This window comes from Haloarcula regularis, assembly GCF_029338315.1.
In the GTDB taxonomy this organism is placed as follows: Archaea; Halobacteriota; Halobacteria; order Halobacteriales; family Haloarculaceae; genus Haloarcula; species Haloarcula regularis.
Genome location: NZ_CP119794.1, coordinates 637,103 through 654,576 on the forward strand (window position 1 = coordinate 637,103; position 17,474 = coordinate 654,576).

17 protein-coding genes are annotated in these 17,474 nt (G+C 68.1%); 9 read left to right on the forward strand and 8 right to left on the reverse strand.

All coding sequences use genetic code 11. From position 1 onward, the window contains the following. Nucleotide 1: 1 nt before the first annotated feature. Nucleotides 2–970, reverse strand: coding sequence for a mannonate dehydratase (locus P1N55_RS03420; protein ID WP_276277591.1), 969 nt, complete (start codon nucleotides 968–970; stop codon nucleotides 2–4). A gap of 79 nt (nucleotides 971–1,049) precedes the next feature. On the opposite strand from P1N55_RS03420, the gene P1N55_RS03425 reads away from it, so the two are divergent. Next, a complete protein-coding gene (locus P1N55_RS03425; protein ID WP_276277592.1) occupies nucleotides 1,050–1,385 on the forward strand; it encodes an L-rhamnose mutarotase in 336 nt (111 codons plus the stop codon). Nucleotides 1,386–1,523: 138 nt separating this feature from the next. Continuing rightward, nucleotides 1,524–1,991 (forward strand): universal stress protein, encoded by a 468-nt coding sequence (locus P1N55_RS03430; protein ID WP_276277593.1) that lies wholly within the window; start codon nucleotides 1,524–1,526, stop codon nucleotides 1,989–1,991. Between the two features lie 18 nt (nucleotides 1,992–2,009). Here P1N55_RS03430 and P1N55_RS03435 read toward each other — a convergent pair whose 3' ends face one another. Together P1N55_RS03435 and P1N55_RS03440 are read right to left on the reverse strand one after the other, a co-directional pair. Then, complete coding sequence (locus tag P1N55_RS03435; RefSeq protein WP_276277594.1) at nucleotides 2,010–3,032, reverse strand: aldo/keto reductase; 1,023 nt, start codon at nucleotides 3,030–3,032, stop codon at nucleotides 2,010–2,012. A gap of 54 nt (nucleotides 3,033–3,086) precedes the next feature. Then, nucleotides 3,087–3,545, reverse strand: coding sequence for a MaoC family dehydratase (locus tag P1N55_RS03440; RefSeq protein ID WP_276277595.1), 459 nt, complete (start codon nucleotides 3,543–3,545; stop codon nucleotides 3,087–3,089). 127 nt (nucleotides 3,546–3,672) lie between these two features. Between P1N55_RS03440 and P1N55_RS03445 the strand changes: the two genes are divergently transcribed. Both P1N55_RS03445 and P1N55_RS03450 read left to right on the forward strand, forming a co-directional pair. Next, a complete protein-coding gene (locus tag P1N55_RS03445; protein WP_276277596.1) occupies nucleotides 3,673–4,674 on the forward strand; it encodes a TIGR03560 family F420-dependent LLM class oxidoreductase in 1,002 nt (333 codons plus the stop codon). Between the two features lie 43 nt (nucleotides 4,675–4,717). After that, nucleotides 4,718–5,728, forward strand: coding sequence for an aldose 1-epimerase (locus P1N55_RS03450; RefSeq protein ID WP_276277597.1), 1,011 nt, complete (start codon nucleotides 4,718–4,720; stop codon nucleotides 5,726–5,728). Nucleotides 5,729–5,730: 2 nt separating this feature from the next. Here the strand turns inward: P1N55_RS03450 and P1N55_RS03455 are convergent, their stop codons facing one another. Next, nucleotides 5,731–6,915, reverse strand: coding sequence for an AGE family epimerase/isomerase (locus P1N55_RS03455; RefSeq protein ID WP_276277598.1), 1,185 nt, complete (start codon nucleotides 6,913–6,915; stop codon nucleotides 5,731–5,733). A gap of 128 nt (nucleotides 6,916–7,043) precedes the next feature. Here P1N55_RS03455 and P1N55_RS03460 point away from each other — a divergent pair, with 128 nt between their 5' ends. Beyond that, complete coding sequence (locus P1N55_RS03460) at nucleotides 7,044–7,709, forward strand: RraA family protein (RefSeq protein WP_276277599.1); 666 nt, start codon at nucleotides 7,044–7,046, stop codon at nucleotides 7,707–7,709. Here the strand turns inward: P1N55_RS03460 and P1N55_RS03465 are convergent. Genes P1N55_RS03465 through P1N55_RS03475 form a run of 3 tightly spaced genes read right to left on the reverse strand, consistent with a single transcriptional unit; the run spans nucleotide 7,706 to nucleotide 10,885 of the window. Next, entirely contained in the window at nucleotides 7,706–8,494 is a 789-nt protein-coding gene (locus tag P1N55_RS03465) for an SDR family NAD(P)-dependent oxidoreductase (protein ID WP_276277600.1), read from the reverse strand. The two genes, P1N55_RS03460 and P1N55_RS03465, sit on opposite strands and share 4 nt — an antisense overlap. 46 nt (nucleotides 8,495–8,540) lie before the next feature. Further along, nucleotides 8,541–9,590 (reverse strand): mannonate dehydratase, encoded by a 1,050-nt coding sequence (locus P1N55_RS03470; protein WP_276277601.1) that lies wholly within the window; start codon nucleotides 9,588–9,590, stop codon nucleotides 8,541–8,543. Between the two features lie 59 nt (nucleotides 9,591–9,649). Further along, nucleotides 9,650–10,885 (reverse strand): ABC transporter substrate-binding protein, encoded by a 1,236-nt coding sequence (locus tag P1N55_RS03475; RefSeq protein WP_276277602.1) that lies wholly within the window; start codon nucleotides 10,883–10,885, stop codon nucleotides 9,650–9,652. Between the two features lie 137 nt (nucleotides 10,886–11,022). Between P1N55_RS03475 and P1N55_RS03480 the strand changes: the two genes are divergently transcribed. The 4 genes from P1N55_RS03480 (at nucleotide 11,023) to P1N55_RS03495 (ending at nucleotide 16,508) form a co-directional block, all read left to right on the forward strand. Next, nucleotides 11,023–12,213 (forward strand): CaiB/BaiF CoA transferase family protein, encoded by a 1,191-nt coding sequence (locus P1N55_RS03480; RefSeq protein ID WP_276277603.1) that lies wholly within the window; start codon nucleotides 11,023–11,025, stop codon nucleotides 12,211–12,213. A 96-nt stretch (nucleotides 12,214–12,309) separates the two neighbouring features. Then, entirely contained in the window at nucleotides 12,310–13,440 is a 1,131-nt protein-coding gene (locus P1N55_RS03485; protein WP_276277604.1) for a glycoside hydrolase family protein, read from the forward strand. Next, nucleotides 13,437–15,095 carry an AMP-binding protein gene (locus P1N55_RS03490; RefSeq protein ID WP_276277605.1) on the forward strand — a complete coding sequence of 553 codons (1,659 nt, stop codon included), beginning with the start codon at nucleotides 13,437–13,439 and terminating at the stop codon, nucleotides 15,093–15,095. Before P1N55_RS03485 ends, P1N55_RS03490 begins: the two co-directional genes overlap by 4 nt. Before the next feature lie 288 nt (nucleotides 15,096–15,383). Further along, entirely contained in the window at nucleotides 15,384–16,508 is a 1,125-nt protein-coding gene (locus P1N55_RS03495) for a bactofilin family protein (RefSeq protein WP_276277606.1), read from the forward strand. A 4-nt stretch (nucleotides 16,509–16,512) separates the two neighbouring features. Here P1N55_RS03495 and P1N55_RS03500 read toward each other — a convergent pair whose 3' ends face one another. Beyond that, nucleotides 16,513–17,082 (reverse strand): flavodoxin domain-containing protein, encoded by a 570-nt coding sequence (locus P1N55_RS03500; protein ID WP_276277607.1) that lies wholly within the window; start codon nucleotides 17,080–17,082, stop codon nucleotides 16,513–16,515. Nucleotides 17,083–17,474 lie beyond the last annotated feature (392 nt).

The window sequence follows — 17,474 nt, forward strand, 5'->3', positions numbered from 1 at the left end:
CCTACCGGTCGCTCTGCGTCTGTTCCCGCAGGCCCCGCATGTAGCCGATGGCGAACAGGCGCCCGAGGGTGTGGTAGCCGGGGTTGGAGTTGTCCTCGCCGGCCATCGTCTGGACGTGGTCTGGCCGCATCGGGACGTCGTCGCCGACGTGTTCCTCGTGGGCGCGCATCGCCGCCAGCATGTCGGTCTGGCCCTCGTCGTGCCACGTCTCGACGAAGTGGTCGGCGTCCCCGCGGATGTCGCGGAAGTGGACGAAGTGGATCCGGTCGCCGAAGTGCTCGATGGCAGCCGGGACGTCGGTCTCCATCGCGGCGAAGTTGCCCTGACAGAAGGTGATGCCGTTGTGCTCGCTGTCGTAGGCGTTGAGCACCCGGTCGTAGGCGTCGACGCTCCTGATGATGCGGGGCACGCCACGGAGCTCCTCGCGTGGCGGGTCGTCCGGGTGGAGCGCGAGTTTCACGCCGGCCTCCTCGGCGACGGGCGTGACCTCCTGCAGGAAGTACTCCAGGGCCTCCCAGAGGTCCTCGTGGGTCGCGCTGGCCGCGTCCGACGGCGGCCCGCCCTGGACCTTCGCGTTGTCGAACTCGGTCGTATACGAGCCGCCGCGCGACTCGACGTGGGCGGCGGTCCGGGCCCACCGCACGCCGGCCATCCAGTCGTAGGCGACGACGGGGATGCCCACCTCGCCGCAGTCCCGGAGGAACCGCTTGAACGTCTCGATGTCCTCGTCGCGTCCGTCCCGGCCGAGTCTGACCCGGTCGGAGATGGGGACCGAGCCCTCGAGGACCGAGAACTCGAGGCCCGCGTCGGTGAGCCAGTTGTCGAGGCCCAGAAGGTCGTCGTACGACCAGTGGGTCCGGCCGTCGCCGATCTCGAGTGGGTGGATGACAGTCTTGTGAACTCCCATCTGTTTCGCGAGCTGCCATCGTTCGTCCGGCTCTGGCGGCAATATTAGTGCTGGAGCTACCATAGGGGGGCTGGGAGTGGGGGTATTGTAAGTCTCACGGTGGGCCCAAACACTCTTCGGCGGCGAAGCCCTCGCCCCCGTTATGACCGAACGAGCAGTCTACATCCAGCGACTCGACCCCACCCAGCGAGACGAGTACGTCGAGGCCCACGAGGACGTGCCCGAGGGAGTGACAGACGCGATGGAGCGTGGTGGCGTCGAGGAGTTCGAGCTCTACCTCAGAGACGACGTCGCGGTCTGTATCCTCGAGTGTGAGGACGTAGACGAGTACCTCGAGGCCGTCGACGGGGACGAGGCGGTCGCCGAGTGGGAGCGCTACACCGGTCAGTTCAAGCGCGAGGGCGTCGACCCCGACGCCGACCCCGAGTCCGGCATCCCGTTCATGGACCGCATCTGGCGGTTCGAACCGGAGGACTGAGGCGGCCACCGGCGGCGGACCAGACCCACACTACTGTGGACCTTCGCCTGCCTCGCCGCCGCGTTCGGCCCGACAGCGTCCTCACCAGTTGGTAACGACCGGAGGTGTTTTTTCGGACCCCCGAGAAGCAAAACGTGTATGGATACTTCGTTCGACACTCTGGTACTGGCCATCGGCCCACGTGACGACGACAGGCTCGAGACCCTCGCGCGGACGGTCCTCCAGGTCGCGAAACCGACCGGCGCGACGGTCATCCTCTCACACGTGTTCACCGGCGACGAGTTCAAGGAGTTCGCCCGGGAACTCGACTACCCCCGCGCCACGGAAGAGGACATCGACGACATCGTCGACCGACACAAGTCGGTCCGCTACATGGAAGACGTGTTCGACGAGCACGACGTCGACTACGAGGTCGAGGGGTTCGTCGGCAACGCGGCCGAGAAACTGGTCACCCTGGCCGAGAAGCGCGAGGCGGACCGCGTCGTCATCTCCGGCCGGACGCGAACGCCGGTCGGGAAGGCCGTCTTCGGGAGCACGTCACAGACGGTCCTGCTCGACGCGCCTTGTCCCGTCACCTACGTCAAACCCGAGGGACGGAGCGACTGAGAGGCGGCCCGTCGACGCTCAGCCCCAGAGGTCGCCCTCGGGGTCGTAGCGTGCGTCCATGATTCGGTCCCACTGTTCGTCCGAGAGGTCAACGTCAGTGGCGGCGACGTTCTCCTCGAGTTGCTCGGGCGTCCGCGCGCCGACGATCGGGACGCAGGTGAACTCGTCCCAGTCCATCACCCACCGCAACGCCACCTGTGCGGGCGTCGCGTCCACCTCGTCGGCGACGGCACGGACCGCCTCGAGGACCTTCCAGCCCCGTTCGGAGGCGTACCAGTCGCCGAAGAAGTCGTCGAAGCTCCCGCGCGCGCCGTCGGGGGCCTCGACGGCCTCGGGGTCGTCGGGGTCGGCCCGCTCGTACTTCCCGGTGAGGAAGCCCCCGGCAAGCGGCGAGTAGTTGCAGACCGCGAGGTCCTGGTCGGCACAGACCTCGAGGTACTCTTTCACGTCCTCGTAGTAGCCGGCGTGGTGGAGCGGCTGGGTGACCTCGAAGCGCTCCAGGCCCTCGACGTCGCTGGTCCACAGCGTCTTGGTGAGCTGCCAGGCCGCCATCGTCGACGCGCCCAGGTAGTGGACCTTGCCCTCGCGGACCAGTTCGTCGAGCGTCCGCAGCGTCTCCTCGATGGGCGTGTGCTCGTCCCAGCGGTGGATGTAGTAGACGTCGAGGTAGTTCGTCCCCAGGCGCTCTAGGGTCCCCTCGATCTGGGCGCGGATGTGCTTGCGCCCCAGTCCCCGGTCGTTGGGCCCGGGTTCGCCGTCGCCGTTGTACGGGAAGTACACCTTCGACGTGACGACGAAGTCCTCCCGGTCGTGGTCTGCGAGCCAGTCACCGACGTACGCCTCGCTGCGACCGTGGGGCGTCCCGTAGACGTTCGCGGAGTCGATGAAGTTGATGCCGTGCTCCCAGGCCGTATCGAGGAGTTCGTGGGCCTCCTCGCGGTCCGTCTCGACGACGCCGCTGGTCTCCTTGCCGAAGCGCCACGTCCCGAAACAGAGTTCGGAGACGCGGGTGCCGGTGTTGCCGAGCTGTCGGTAGTCCATCTCGTCGAGATGTCCGTCTGGTTCGGTAAAGGAGCTTTCGTCACTCGGCAGGTCTCACTCGGCGGACTCGCGCTCGACGAGCGTGATGTGCTCGCAGGCCAGCAGCGTCGTCCCTTCCTGATCCTCGACGACGTACTCGTAGACCACCCGACCAAGCTCGTCGTTGTAGACCTCCGTCTCGACGACCTCCCGGTGGACGGTCAGCGTGGTCCCGATGCCGACGGGGTTGACAAAGCGCAGCGAGTCGTAGCCATAGGAGAACGACCGAGGGTTCATGTCGGCGACGAGCGCCTCCGCCACCGAGAACACAAGGTTGCCGTGAGCGATTCGCTCCCCGAAGTCCGACGCCTCGCCGCGTTCTGCGCTCATGTGGAGCGGGTGGAAGTCCCCCGAGAGGCCGGCGAAGTTCACGATGTCGGCTTCAGTGATAGTCCGGGCGGCCTCGACGGTGAAGGTCTCGCCCTCCTCGATGGCCTCGAAGTACCGGTCGGTATCCTTGGCGGGTGCGTCCATGTCTCCAGTGACGCCGGAGACGATATTAAATCCAGGCGACGACGCTGCTTGCGGCAAGGAGGCCTGAGAGCCACTCCACGGGTCCCCGACCCAAAGGGATTATGCACTCCGGTCCGATGGGGCGCACATGCAGTTCGATTGGATGGTCCAGTGTTACGCCGGCGCGGGCGTCCACCGGGACACGCCGATGCTCGAGACCGTGGAGCGCGAGACAGTACTGAACGGGGTCGACGCCGCCGTCGACACCGGGCTCGAGGGCCTGTGGGCCCCGGACCACTTCATGCTGGGCCCGAAAGCCGAGGAGTACGAGGTCTGGACGCTGCTCAGTGCGCTGGCCGAACGCACCGACGACGTCGACATCGGCCCCCTCGTCGGGTCGGTGACCTACCGCAACCCGGCGCTGCTGGCGAAGATGGCGACCACCGTCGACATCCTCTCCGAAGGACGGCTCAAACTCGGCCTGGGTGCTGGCTGGCACGAGGAGGAACACCACGCCTACGGCTTCGAGTTCCCCGACATCGGCACCCGCATCGAGATGTTGGAGGAGGCGATACACGTCGTGAAGTCGATGTTCACCGAGGAACATCCCACCTACGAGGGCGAGCACTACCAGATCGACGACGCGCTCAACAACCCGAAACCGACGAGCCAGCCCCACCCTCCAATCGTCATCGGCGGCGCCGGTCCCCGGATGCTCCGGCTCATCGCCCGCCACGCCGACGAGTGGAACGTCGAGATCAGCGCCCGGGCGCGGGGCAAGCCCATCGACTTCAAGGTCCGGAAGTTCGACGAGTATCTGGAAAACGAGGGGCGGGACCCCGACGACGTCCGCCGCTCCTGGCTGGCCCACGTGCTCGTCCGCGAGGACGAGGCGGCCGTCGAGGCGGCCGTCGACGACATCTTCCCGCTCCCGTGGGGTGAGGAGTCGGATATGAACGAGGAGCTGAGCGACGCCGACGACGCCCGCGAGAAGGGCAGCATGCTCATCGGGACGCCCTCGCAGGTCGCCTCCCAGATCGAACGCATCCAGGGCCTGGGCTTCGACCGCCTCCAGCTGATGTTTCTGGACTTCCCCAGCGAGCGGAGCATGGAACTGTTCGGCGACGAAGTGGCCCCCGAGTTCCAGTAACGCGCCGACCGAGCTATTTGTCGCCCGGCGTCGAAGGCCGCCCATGGGCTGTACCGTCACCGACGAGTACCAGCGTCGGGGCATCGATACCGTCTTCCTGGAGAACGACCACCTCCGCGTCGAGGTGCTCGCGGGGAAGGGGAGCGACGTCACGGAGATCCGAGACAAGCGTACGGATACGAACGTCCTGTTCGAGGCGCCACACGAGTGGCGGCCGCCGGGTACCGGCCCAACCGGCGCGCCCGACGGCGAATTCGCCTTTCTCGACCACTATCCCGGGGGGTGGCAGACCGTCCTCCCCGCCGCGGGCGGGCCGACGTCGGTCGCCGGCGCGACCCTCGCGCTCCACGGCGAGTCGAGCCTCGTCCCGTGGGACGTCCAAATCACCACCGACTCCGACGAGCGTGTGGCCGTCGAGTTCTCGACGTCGCTCACGCGCTACCCGTTTACCGTCGAGCGCGAGATGGAACTCGAGACAGGCGAATCCGCGCTGCGAGTCACGGAGACGGTCAGGAACGAAGGGGAAGTAACCGTCCCTTACTCGTGGCTCCAGCACGTCGCGCTCGGCGAACCGCTCGTCGGTCCCGACGCCCGCCTCGAGGTGCCCTGCGAGACGGTGCTCGTCGACCCCGACCAGACCAGCGACAACGCGCGACTGCCGCCCGGCGAGTCCTACGCGTGGCCGGTCTGTGAGACGCCCGAGGGCCCCGTCGACCTCCGGGAATTCCCGCCGCGCTCCGAGCGCGTCCACGACCTGGTGGCACTGACCGACCTCGCAGAGGGCCGCTACACCGTCTCGAACCCGACGCTGGACCTCGGCGTGACCGTCCACTTCCCCGAGTCGCTCTACGAGTACCTCTGGTACTGGCAACCCTTCGGCGGGTTCGACGAGGCGCCCTTCTTCGGGCGCACCTACAACGTCGGTCTCGAACCGTGTACGTCGATTCCCAACGCCGGCCTCGAAGCGGCCGTCGAGAACGGCACCGCGGAGTCACTCGCCCCCGGCGAGACGCGTGAGTCGACGGTCACCTTCGAAACCCACCCCATAGCGTAGCCCTACTCGCCGAAGGCCTGCATCGCGACCCAGGCGTTGTTGAGCGGGTGGTAGCCGGGTTCGACGGCGACGCCGCGGTTCGGGTCGTCGCGCTTGTGGCTCCGGGTCAGTCGCGCGTACCAGTTCCCGTGACGAGGGTTGACGAAGTGGGCCGTCGAGTGCTCCCAGATCCGGTCGTACCACTCGAGATAGGCGTCGTCGTGCTGTGCGAGCAACGCGGCGGCGCCGATGGCCTCGGTGAGTTCCCAACTGTACTTGTCGTCGACGACCGGGTCACCGTCCCCGTCGACGGTGTAGTAGAACCCGCCGTGCTCGTCGTCCCAGCCCGCCTCGGTGGCGTAGTCGAACAGTTCGGTGGCCCGTCGGACCTGCCAGTCCGCCGGGTCGTGCTCGTGGAGTACGAGCAGGAGCTTGGCCCACTCCGCGTGATGGCCCGGCTGGTAGCCCCACGGCCGGAACTGGTGGGCCGGGTCGTCGCGGTTGTACGCCATGTCGGGGTCCCAGTCCTCGGTGAAGTGCTCCCAGAGCCGCCCGGTGTCGTCCTCCGCGAGGTCCCTGGTCACCGTCGACGCGATGGTGCGCGCCCGGTCGAGGTAGCGGTCCTCACCGGTGGCCTCGTAGGCCGCCAGCAGGGCCTCACAGGTGTGCATGTTCGCGTTCAGGCCGCGGTAGGGCGACAGGTCGCTCCAGTCGCCGCTGGCCTCGTCCGCACAGAGGCCGTGGCCGGGCTCCCAGAACCGCTCGTCGACGACGTCGTAGGCGCGTTCCAGCGTCTCCTTCCCGCCCTCGATGCCGGCCTGGTGGGCCCGCGCGCCGGCCAGCATCACGAAGCCGTGGCCGTAGCAATGCCGGGTCGCGTCGACCGTCTCGCGGCCCTCGAGGAGCCAGTCGTACCCCTCGTGGGTCTCGTCCCAGTGGCCGGTCTCGAGGAACGTCAGGCCGTGTTCGGCGGCGGTGCGACACCAGACCGGTCCGTCCAGAAGGACGCCGACGCTGAAGTTGTGGACGGCCCGCGCCGTCGCCACGAGGTGACGGGTCCGCGAGTCGTAGCAGTGACCGTCACGCTCGTCCAGCTGCGCGGCGTAGCCGCCGAAGTGGATGTCGATCGACGACGGGTAGTAGAACGACAGGACGTCACGGACGTGCTGGCGGAGCCAGTCGGGGTCTCGATAGCGTGACTCAGGCATGGGCGTCGGTACCGCCGGACGGCATAAAACTCTACGTGACCCGAACCGCCGCGTCGAGGGACCGACGACAGCCCGCGAGAGCGCAGGCGGGAGCGTACTGTTATGCCGTTGCCGGCCGACGGGCGACTATGGACGAGCCGTCACTCGCGGAACTGACCAGCAGGTACGAGGCACTCTACCCCGGGGCCGTCGTCGACGTGCTCGACGACCGGGGGTTCGCGGACCAGACGATGCGGGCCGACATCGCACCGCTCCGCGACGAGATGCGGACCGCGGGCATCGCGTACCCGGTGGTCGGCCGGCCCAACCGGAGCGTCGATCCAGAGGCGAACATGCGCCGGATACTCCGGATGCTCGGGGAGGCGCCCGAACACGGGGTGCTCGCATACCAGACCAACGACGACGGCGACGCGGCACAGCTGGGCGAACTCTCGGTCGTCGCCCTGAAGGCCGCCGGCGTCGAGGGTGCCGTCCTCGACGGGGGCGTCCGGGACGTCTCGTACATCCTGGAAGAGGACTTCCCGGTGTTCTCGGCGTACCAGACGCCGGCCGACGCGGTGCCGCGCTGGGAGATTCTCGAGTGGGGTGACAGCGCCGTCGTCGGCGGCGTCGACGTCTCGGCGGGCGACGTGGTCCTCGGGGACGTCGACGGCGTCGTGGTCGTGCCCGAGAAAGTGCGGCTGTCGGTCCTCGAGGAAGCCGAGGAGTTGGCTGCGACGGAGAACGAGGTCCGGGACGCCGTCCGCGATGGGATGGCCCCGCTGGCCGCCTACGACGAGTACGGCGTCTTCTAGAGGCCGCTGTGGGCCAGCCACCCGCCGTCGACGGGGACGTTCGCCCCGGTGATGAACGACGCCTCCTCGCTGGCGAGGAAGACGGCGACGTCGCCGATGTCCTCCGGCGTGCCGAAGCGCGGGAGGAGAGTGTGTTCGGCGGATTGCGCGATGTCCTCCTCGGTGAGGTAGTCCTGCAGGGGTGTCTCGACGTAACCCGGGTTGATGCAGTTGACGCGCACGCCGTCGTCGCCGAGTTCGACGGCCAAGTCCCGCGTCATGTTCACGACGCCGCCCTTCGCGGCAGCGTAGGCGGGCCCGCCGCCGCCCTCGAAGCCCCGAACCGACCCGATGTTGATGATCTGGCCGCTCCGCTCGACGATGTGGGGGACGGCGTACTTCACGGCGTAGAAGACGCCGCTGAGGTCCACGTCGAGCGACCGCGCCCAGTCCTCGACGTCGGTGGTCTGTGAGTCCCCGACGACCTGGATGCCCGCGTTGTTGACGAGCACGTCGGTCCCGCCGTAGGTGTCGACGGCCGTCTCGACCATCGCTTCGACGCTCTCGGGGTCGCCGACGTCCGTCTCGACGAACGTCCCGTCGCCGCTGGTCTCCTCGGTGATGACCTGATCGGTCGGGACCGTCTCGTCACTGTCGTATCGCTCGCCCTGTTTCGGGTCGCGGCGGACGTCCGCGACGACGACGTTCGCGCCCTCCGTCCCGAACCGCCGTGCGATGCCCCGACCGATGCCGCTGGCCGCGCCGGTGACGATAACCGTCCGGTCTACGTGTCGCTGGGCTTCCATACCGCAGACTCGCACGCGAACGGCTTATATTTTGGTCGCCGCCACGTCACTCGTTTCGCTCGTGGCGAATCGCGGTGAGCATCCCGTTGAGGTAGCCGACCGCGTGGGCCCGCCCGCGGTGGTCCCAGTCGGTGTCGTCGTCGACGTGTGGCGTGTGGTCCGGGATGACCATGCCCGAGAACCCGACCTCGTCGAGCAGCGAGAGGATCTCGTAGGCGTCGTAGTTCCCCAGGTCGATGAACGTCTCGTTGAACCGCGGGACCGTGCCGTCGACGTCCCGGAAGTGGACGTAGAACAGCTTGTCGCGCTCGCCGAAGTACCTGATGACCTCCAGCAGGTCCTCGCCCATCTCGGACCAGCAGCCGAGACAGAACTCGAGGCCGTGGTTCTCGCTGGGGACCAGGTCCATCGCCCGCTTGAAGTTCTCGAAGTTGCGGAACAGCTGCGGGATGCCCCCAAGGGACTCGACGGGCGGGTCGTTCGGGTGCAGACACATCTTCACGCCGGCCGCCTCGGCGACAGGGAGCAGTTCCGAGAGGAAGTACTCGTAGTTCTCCCAGAGCTCGGCCTCGGTGTATTCCCGGTCGTGGGTGAGCTCGTCGTCGACGGCGTCGAGGTCGAAGCCCGAGGCACTGGCCCCACCCCGGACCTCGACGTCGACGTTGCGCCAGACGCCGCTTGGCATCCAGTGGTACCCGAACATCGGGATGCCGGCCCGGCCGATGTTGCGAATCGTCGTCTTGACGTGTTCCATCTGCTCTTCTTTGCCCTGCGTGCCGAGCATGATCTTGTCGTAGAAGGAGATGGGGATGTTCTCGATGGCGTTCAGCCGGAGGCCGTAGGACTCGACGCGTTCGCGCAGTTCGACGAGGTTCTCGTAGGCCCACTCCTCGTCGCCCTCCAGGGGGATGCGCTCGTTGTCGGGCATGTGCGGGTAGTCGGGCGTGTACCGATACATGTTCAGGAGGACGTCGTCGACGCCCAGCTGCTTGGCAAAGCGGAGCTTGTCCGCGGTCGGGTCCATGAACTGCCCGAGGCCGATTCGCAGCGGGAGCGACTCGAAGTCGGTCGCGGGGCTATCTGTCTGCTGGCTCATACTAGTAGAAGCCACAACGCGAGCATAAGCGTTGTCCAGCCTGACGGTTCGACGGTCGCCTACGCGAGCAACCGCTCGGCGCGCTCGCTCGCCTCGGAGAGGGCCGCCTCGACGGAGACGGACCGCTCGACGACTGCCGCCTCGACCATCTCGTCGAGTATCTCGTTCAGGTCGACGTACTCGGGGATGCGCGGGAGGGTGTTGACCGGGCCCGTGTTGACCTCCTCGACCATGGAGTAGAAGGAATTCTCCCGGAGGATTTCCGGGTCGCGCCAGGTCGAGAACCGGGTCCCCGACGCACCTTCGCGGGTCGTCACCAGGTCGTTCTCCGGGGACGCGGCGTGGCGGATGAAGTCGTACGCGAGGTCGGCTTGCTCGCTCCCGCTCGGTACCGTCAGGCCATATGTCACGGTCAGCGAGGTGTGCTCGCCGGCAGGGCTCTCGGACCGCGGGATGAGGCCGTAGTTGGTCCGTCCGAAGACCTCAGAGTCCGAGGCCTCGGCCATCGCGCCAAAGCCCGACCAGTTCCACATCATCGCGGCCTTCCCGTCGGCGTAGAACTGGCCCGTCTCGACACTCTCCATCTGGACGGACTCGGGAGGAACCACCTCGTGTTCGTGGATCAGGTCGTGGTAGTACCCGAGCGCCGCCCGCCCCTCGGGGCTGTCGAAGGCGGGCATCCCGTCGTCGTCGAGCAGTCGCCCCCCGCGACTCCACAGCTGGATGCAGAAGTCGTAGACGTCGTTGTGCCCGTCGGGCTTGGCCGCCACCACGGTCCCCCAGAGGTCCTCGTCTGGCCGGGTGAAGAACTCGGCCACCTCGCGGAACTCGTCCCAGGTGCGTGGCACCGAGAGCGGCCGCCCGTACTCGGCGCGGAAGGCGCGCTGCTCGGAGACACTCTCGAAGCAGTCCACGCGGTAGTGGAATATCTCCGGACCGTCGTGGTACGGGATGCCGTACGTGGTGCCTTCGTAGGCCATCAACCCCCGCAGGCTCTCGGCCCACCCGTCCGGCCAGTCAGGCGGTGGATCGCTCTCGAGGGACTCGTCGAGGGGCGTCAGGGAGCCGGCGTCGGCGAGCATCGGGAGCCAGTCGCTCAGACACAGCAACAGGTCGTAGGTGCCGTCGGCGATGTCGCCCGTCGCCACGAGGTCCTCGTGTATCTCTGGGAGCGGGCGATGTTCCCGCACGAACTCCACGTCGGCGTCCACGGACGCGGCGAAGGAGTCCATCTGGCGTTTTAGTGCGCGTTCGAACCCCTCGAACGGACGTCCGACGAGCCGTAACGTTACCATAGTACGAGTGACACGACTGCACACTTGAAGGTACCCCACGGCCGAACGACGACGATAGTGATCAGGCCCCGGTAGTTACCACCTTCTCACCCGAAACGGGCAAAGAACATATACTGGCAGGCGAGAGAAGCACGAACATGGATCGCGCACTCGAAGACGTCGTCGTCGCGGACTTCACCCAGATGATGCAGGGTCCGTGGGCGACGCAGAAGCTGGGGGACATGGGTGCCGACGTCGTCAAGATCGAGCGACTGGGCGGCGAGTGGGAGCGGACCCTCGAGGCCGGCGGCCGGCTGCTCGACGACGTGAGCCCCTTCTTCCTCGCGATGAACCGCAACAAGCGAAGCATCACAATCGACCTGACCACCGACGAGGGCAGGGACGTGGCCCTCGACGTCGTGCGGGAGGCCGACGTCCTCGTCGAGAACTTCCGACCGGGAGTCATGGACCGGTTCGGTCTGGGCTACGAGGACGTCCGCGAGGTCAACGAGGAGCTCGTCTACGTCTCTGCGACCGGGTTCGGCAGCGACGGCCCCTACGTCGAGCGCCCGGGCCAGGACCTCCTCCTGCAGTCGATGAGCGGCCTGGCGAACTACACCGGCCGGAAGGGCGACCCGCCGACGCCGGCCGGCACCGCCGTCGTCGACGAGCACGCGGCGATGCTCATCGCTTTTCACACGATGGTCGCTCTGTTCCACCGGGAACGCACCGGCGAGGGCCAGCGCGTCGACGTGAACCTGCTGAACGCGGCCCTTGACTTCCAGTGCCAGGAGCTCACCGCCGCGCTCAACATGGACGTCGAGTTCGAACGCAGCGAGGAAGGCATCGCGCAGGCCTGGCTCGGGGCACCGTACGGCATCTACGAGACGGCGGACGACCACGTGGCCATCGCCATGGCGCCCATGGACGCGCTCGCGGAGACGCTGGACCTCCCGGAGCTGGCCGAGTACGGGACGCCCGAGGAGACCTTCGAGCACCGCGACGAGATAAAGCGGACGCTGGAAGCGTATACGCGCGAGCGCCCGACGGACGAGCTCCTCGAGACGCTTCTCGAGGCGGACGTCTGGGCCGCCGAGGTCAACGACTTCCACGACGTCGCCGCGGACCCGCAAGTCGGGCACAACGAGATGCTCGTCGAACTGGACCACCCCGAAGACGGGACGTTCACGACCACCGGTATCCCGGCGGAGATGTCCGAGACACCGGGAGAGATTCGGTCACCCCCGCCCCGTCCCGGCGAGCACACCGACGAGGTGCTCGCCGAGATCGGCTACGACGAGGGCGAGCGCGAGACACTGGTCGAGGCCGGGGTCGTCGGACGTCCCTGAACTGCGTTCCAGGGCGGAGTTTAAATACTATCACCGGCACAGTAACGCGTATGGATAGGGGGGGCTCGCGAGTCGTACACCGGAGCACTGGCCGCGTTGCTGGACCGCGTCGAGACCACGCTGGAAGCCACGGGCTCGCGGTTCCCCTACGTGTTCGACCGGGACGACGGTGCCTGGGAGACGACGGCCGACGGCAACTGGTGTGGCGGCCACTGGGTCGGCCTCCTCTGGCTGGCGAGTGCCCACGCCGAGACCCCGGCGGACCGCGAGCGGTTCGAACGGGCGGCGCGGGCCCACACCGAGCGACTGCGTGCGGCGATGCCACGGGACTCGATGTTCTGCGGGATGAACTTCGCCTACGCCGGGTTCCGGGGGTACGACCACAGCGGCGACCGGACGCTGTTCGGGGTCGGCCTGGAGGGGGCCGACGCGATGGTCGACGCCTTCCACGAGGGCGCGCGACAGGTCCCCCTCGGGAAGCTCGCGATCAAGGGGCCCGAACAGTTCCGCGGGCCCGACTCCGACCACGGCCCCCCGGGGGACCGCATCGGCGCGGTCGACAACCTCTACACCGCCGTCGCACCGCTCTGGCGTGCCTACGACGAGGTCGGCGACCCGCGCTTTCGCGACGTCGCCGTCTCACACGCCGACCGGCACCTCGACTGGTACGTCCGCGAGGACGGCCGGACCTGGCACCACGCGGTGTTCGACGCCGACGGGGAACTCGAGCGCCAGTACAACGAACTGGCCCACAGCGACGACACCTGCTGGGCGCGCGGCCAGGGGTGGAGCATCGCCGGGCTCTCGGCGGCCTACGCCGCGACGGGTGCCGACCGCTATCTGGACGCCCTCGAGGCCAACGTCGAGTACTACCTGGACCACGCCCCCGACGACCTGGTCCCGCACTGGGACTTCGAGGTCCCGGCCCCCGAGGGCGAACCACGGGACAGCAGCGCCGCCGCGCTGGCCGCCTACGGTCTGCTCGTCCACCTCGAGGACCCGACGGCGGGCGAGCGGGACCCGCGGGTCGCGAACCTCCGGTCGGTCGGGGACGACATCCTCGACTCGCTCGTCGAGTCGTACCTCCGCACTGACCCGGACGACCCGGCCCGCGGTCGGGTCGAACACGGCTGTTTCAACCGGCCGGGTGGCTACGCCACCGACACGGAACTCGTCTGGTCGACCTACTACCTGGCAGAGGCCCTCGCGAGCGTGCTCCCGGAATGACGGGGAACTGGACCGGCTACACGATACCGGAGGCCCCCACCGACTACGAGGCGCTGCGTGCGGGGTTCGCGTGGCAGGTGCCCGAGACCTACAACATCGCCGCCGTCGCCCTCGACGGCGACCCCGACGCGGTGGCGCTCCGCCACGTCCCCGACCGGGGGAGTTCGGCCGCCGTCAGTGGACCGACGCGGACCGTCACGTACGGTGACCTCGCGTCGGCGTCGGCCGCCGTCGCGCTCCGACTGGCCGCCGACGGCGTGAAACCCGGCGACCGGGTCGCGGTCTGTCTCCCGCAGTGTCCCGAACAGGTCGTGGTCCACCTCGCTGCCTACCGCCTCGGGGCCGTCGTCGTCCCGGTGTCGATGCTCGTGGGCGACGGGGCGTTCGACCACACGTTGACTCACGCCGCGCCGTCGGCGCTGTTCGTCGACGAGCGGCGCTGGGACCGGGCGGACCTGAACCGCATCCGGCGGCCCGAGACGACGGTGACCGTCAGGGTCGACGCGGACCGGTCGGCGCTGGGCGGCCTCTCGCGGTTCGCCAGCGACGCGGGCGGCGGCGCGACCCCGCCGATGGCCGAGACGGCGCCCGAGGACCCTGCGCTCGTCCTCTATACCTCCGGGACCTCGAGCGACCCGAAGGGCGTCGTCCAGGGCCACCAGTACCTCCTCGGGTCGATGCCGGGGTATCACTGCTGGTACGACCTCTTCGACCCCGAGGCGGCCGCGGCGGCCCGGGTGTGGACGCCCTCGGAGTGGGCGTGGGCGGGGGCGCTGTTCGACGTCGTGTTCCCGACACTCGCCGTGGGCGGCACCGTCGTCTCCTCGGTCCGCAGACGGGGGTTCGACCCGGACCGGGCGCTGGACGTGGTCGAGCGCCAGCGCGTCACCCACGCCTTCCTCCCGCCGACCGCACTCCGGAAGCTCCGCGAATCGACGGACGTGGACGCCGACCGGGCGACCTCCCTGTCGGTCGTGATGAGCGGCGGTGAACCGCTCCCAGACGCCGTCGCGACGTGGGCCGAGGAAACGCTGGGCGTACAGGTCAACGAGGCCTACGGACAGACGGAGGCCAACGCGCTCGCGGGCGAATCCCAGGGCGTCTATCCGCGGGTCGAGGACGGCCTCGGTCGCCCCTATCCCGGCCACCACGTCGCCGTGATAGACGACGACGGCGACCCGGTCCCCGACGGCGAGGTGGGCGAGATCGCCGTCGCCCGTCCGGACCCGGTCGTGATGGTGGGGTACCTCGACGACCCCGACTCGACCCAGGCGGTACTGGACGACCGGTGGCTCAGGACCGGGGACCTCGGTCGGATCGACGCCGACGGCACCCTGGAACACCTGGGCAGGGCGGACGAACTCGTCGTCTCCTCCGGGTACCGTATCAGCCCGCTCGAGGTCGAGGCCGTCCTCACGGACCACCCGTCGGTCGCGGCGGCGCTCGTCAGTGGCGAACCCGACCCCGAACGTGGCCAGCGCGTCGTCGCGTCCGTCGTCCTCACGGGCGAGGGGAGCGGGGACGAGGACCTGAAAGACGCGCTCAGGGACGCTGTCGCCGACCAGCTGGGCGCCCACAAGAAACCCCACGTGGTCGAGTTCGTCTCGGACCTCCCCACGACGCGGACCGACAAGACGGACCGGTCGGGAACCTGAGCGGCCCTGACCGCGGTGTGGGTCTAAGAGGCACCTCGCGGCCGACCCCGCAGTCGGCCGCCCGTTCGTCGTCCCCTTGTCGGTGGCACGTCTCGGAACCGCGCGCCCTCGAGTGGGCTCTCGACGGCCGAGGAAGGGGCCGGAATCAGCAACATGTCCGAGAGAATAGTTACGAACGCAATGTGTGCGTTGTGCGGACAAAACCGACCTATTGGCACCGGATGGTCGTCCGTGCCTGACAGTTAATGTCAGTGAAAATTTATTACCTCGTTCCACGAACTGTTCCACATGGCACTGACATCGACTGCCCTCCGGCGACGGGCCCTCGTGCTCGTCGTCGTCCTCGCACTCCTCCTCCAGGCAGGGACCGGCGTAGCCGCGGCCCAGTCTGTCGAGGGCGCTGCGGAGACCATCGTCGTCGAGGAGGGCGAGACCGTATCGAGTATCGAAGCCGTCGCGGGTACCATCGTCGTCCGCGGGACCGTGACCGGGGACGTCTCCGGTGCTGCGGGGACGATCCACGTCACCGAGTCCGGTCGCGTCGACGGTAACCTGCAGGTCGCCGCCGCCACAGTGCGAATCGACGGCACCGTCGCCGGTGACGTCGACGTCGCCGGTGCGACCGTCGAACTCGGCGAGACCGGGTCCGTCGGCGGGAACCTGCAGGCGGGCGCGAACTACGCGCTCGTCGACGGGGCCGTCGCCGGTGACGTCACCATCGGCGCCGAGACGCTGGATCTGGGCCCCAACGCCGACGTCGGCGGCACCTTCCGCTACGACGCCGGGACGTTCACCCAGGACCCCGACGCCGCCGTCGCCGGCGGTGTCGTCCGCGACCCGGACATCCGGGCGTCCGGCGGCCCGGACTTCCAGGCGCTGAGTATCCCGTCCTGGGTCGGCGTCGTCTACGGACTCGTCGCCAGTCTCCTGCTCGGCGTCGTCCTCCTCGGGGTATTCCCGCGGTTCTCGACGGGTGTCGCGTCGAGAGTCGCCGAAGAGCCCCTCCAGAGCGGCGGGGTCGGGCTGCTGACCCTGATCGCCGTGCCGGTACTGCTCGTGTTGCTGGCGATCACCATCGTCGGCATCCCGCTGACTATCCTCGGGGCCGTCGCGTTCGGTATCGCCGTCTGGGTCGGGAGCGTCTACGGCCAGTACGCCATCGCCGCGTGGGCGCTGACCCGGATAGGGTCGCCCAACCGCTGGCTGGCGCTGGTCGTCGGTCTGGTCGCCTTCGCCATCCTCGGAACCATCCCCTTCCTCGGTGGCCTCCTCGAACTGGTGGCCTTCCTGCTGGGACTTGGTGCGTTCGCGCTCGGCCTCCGGGAGAGCTACCGGAACCGCGGCGAAGGCGAGACGTCGGGCGGTCGACAGACCACCCTCGACGAGACGGCCGGCGACACGCCGACGGCGTAGACCGCTACGAGGTGTCGGGTGAGACGCCCAGCCGACCCTCGACGAACGCCGCAAAGTCGTTCGTGAAAGCGTCGACCTCGTCCCAGTCGGTGTACTCGTAGTCGCGGGCGGTGTCAGTATCGCCCGTGGCGTCCCTGGCGATGCGCTTGAGCATGAGTCGCTTGAGGAACCCGAACTGCGAGTACCGCAGGGCGCCGCCGAACAGCGCGATGCGGTCGGGGTGCCACTCCGTCGCCGCGACGAAGTCCTCGACGTACTGGGCTGCCTCCGCCTGGCGCGCCTCGTTGTCGACCGCCGACGAGAGAGACACCTGGAAGAACGCCGTCGGCCGCGTCCGCAGGTCCTCGCGCTGGCGCTCGACGAACGCGACCACCGAGTCCTGCTGTTTGCCGAGATGGATGGACGACCCGACCACGACAGCGTCGAACCCCTCGAGGTCGAACGCCGCCGGAAGTGTCGCGACATCGCGGGCGCTGGCGTCGTGGCCACGGTCGGTCAGCGTCGCCACGACGCGTTCGGCGATCTTCTCGGTCTGTCCCTCGCTGGTTCCGTATGCGACGAGAAACGTTGACATTAGTACTCACGGACCTGTTTGTCGGCATGTACTATTACAGCGGTGGTTGGTCCGGTCTCTCGCGGTCGGACCGATCGTGAGCGAAGCGGGAAAACCGGTGGACTGCATCGGGCCTCCCACGGACCGTCCGACTCCGTCAGACGTGACACGAATATTTATACACCTCTCGGACGGACGTCTATCTGTCATGTCCCGAACGAAACTCATCGCCATCGTCGCCATCGTCGCCATCGTCGCAATCGCCGCCCGCCGCCGTGGCGGGGCCGACAGCGAGGAGTGACCGCCCGGACAGCCGGGCACACTGACTCAGGAGGAAGACGGTCGTCGTCTGAAGCCAGTCCTGTAGCCAAGCAACCGTCAAAGATGTATTGATCACGTAGTCCAGAGTATAT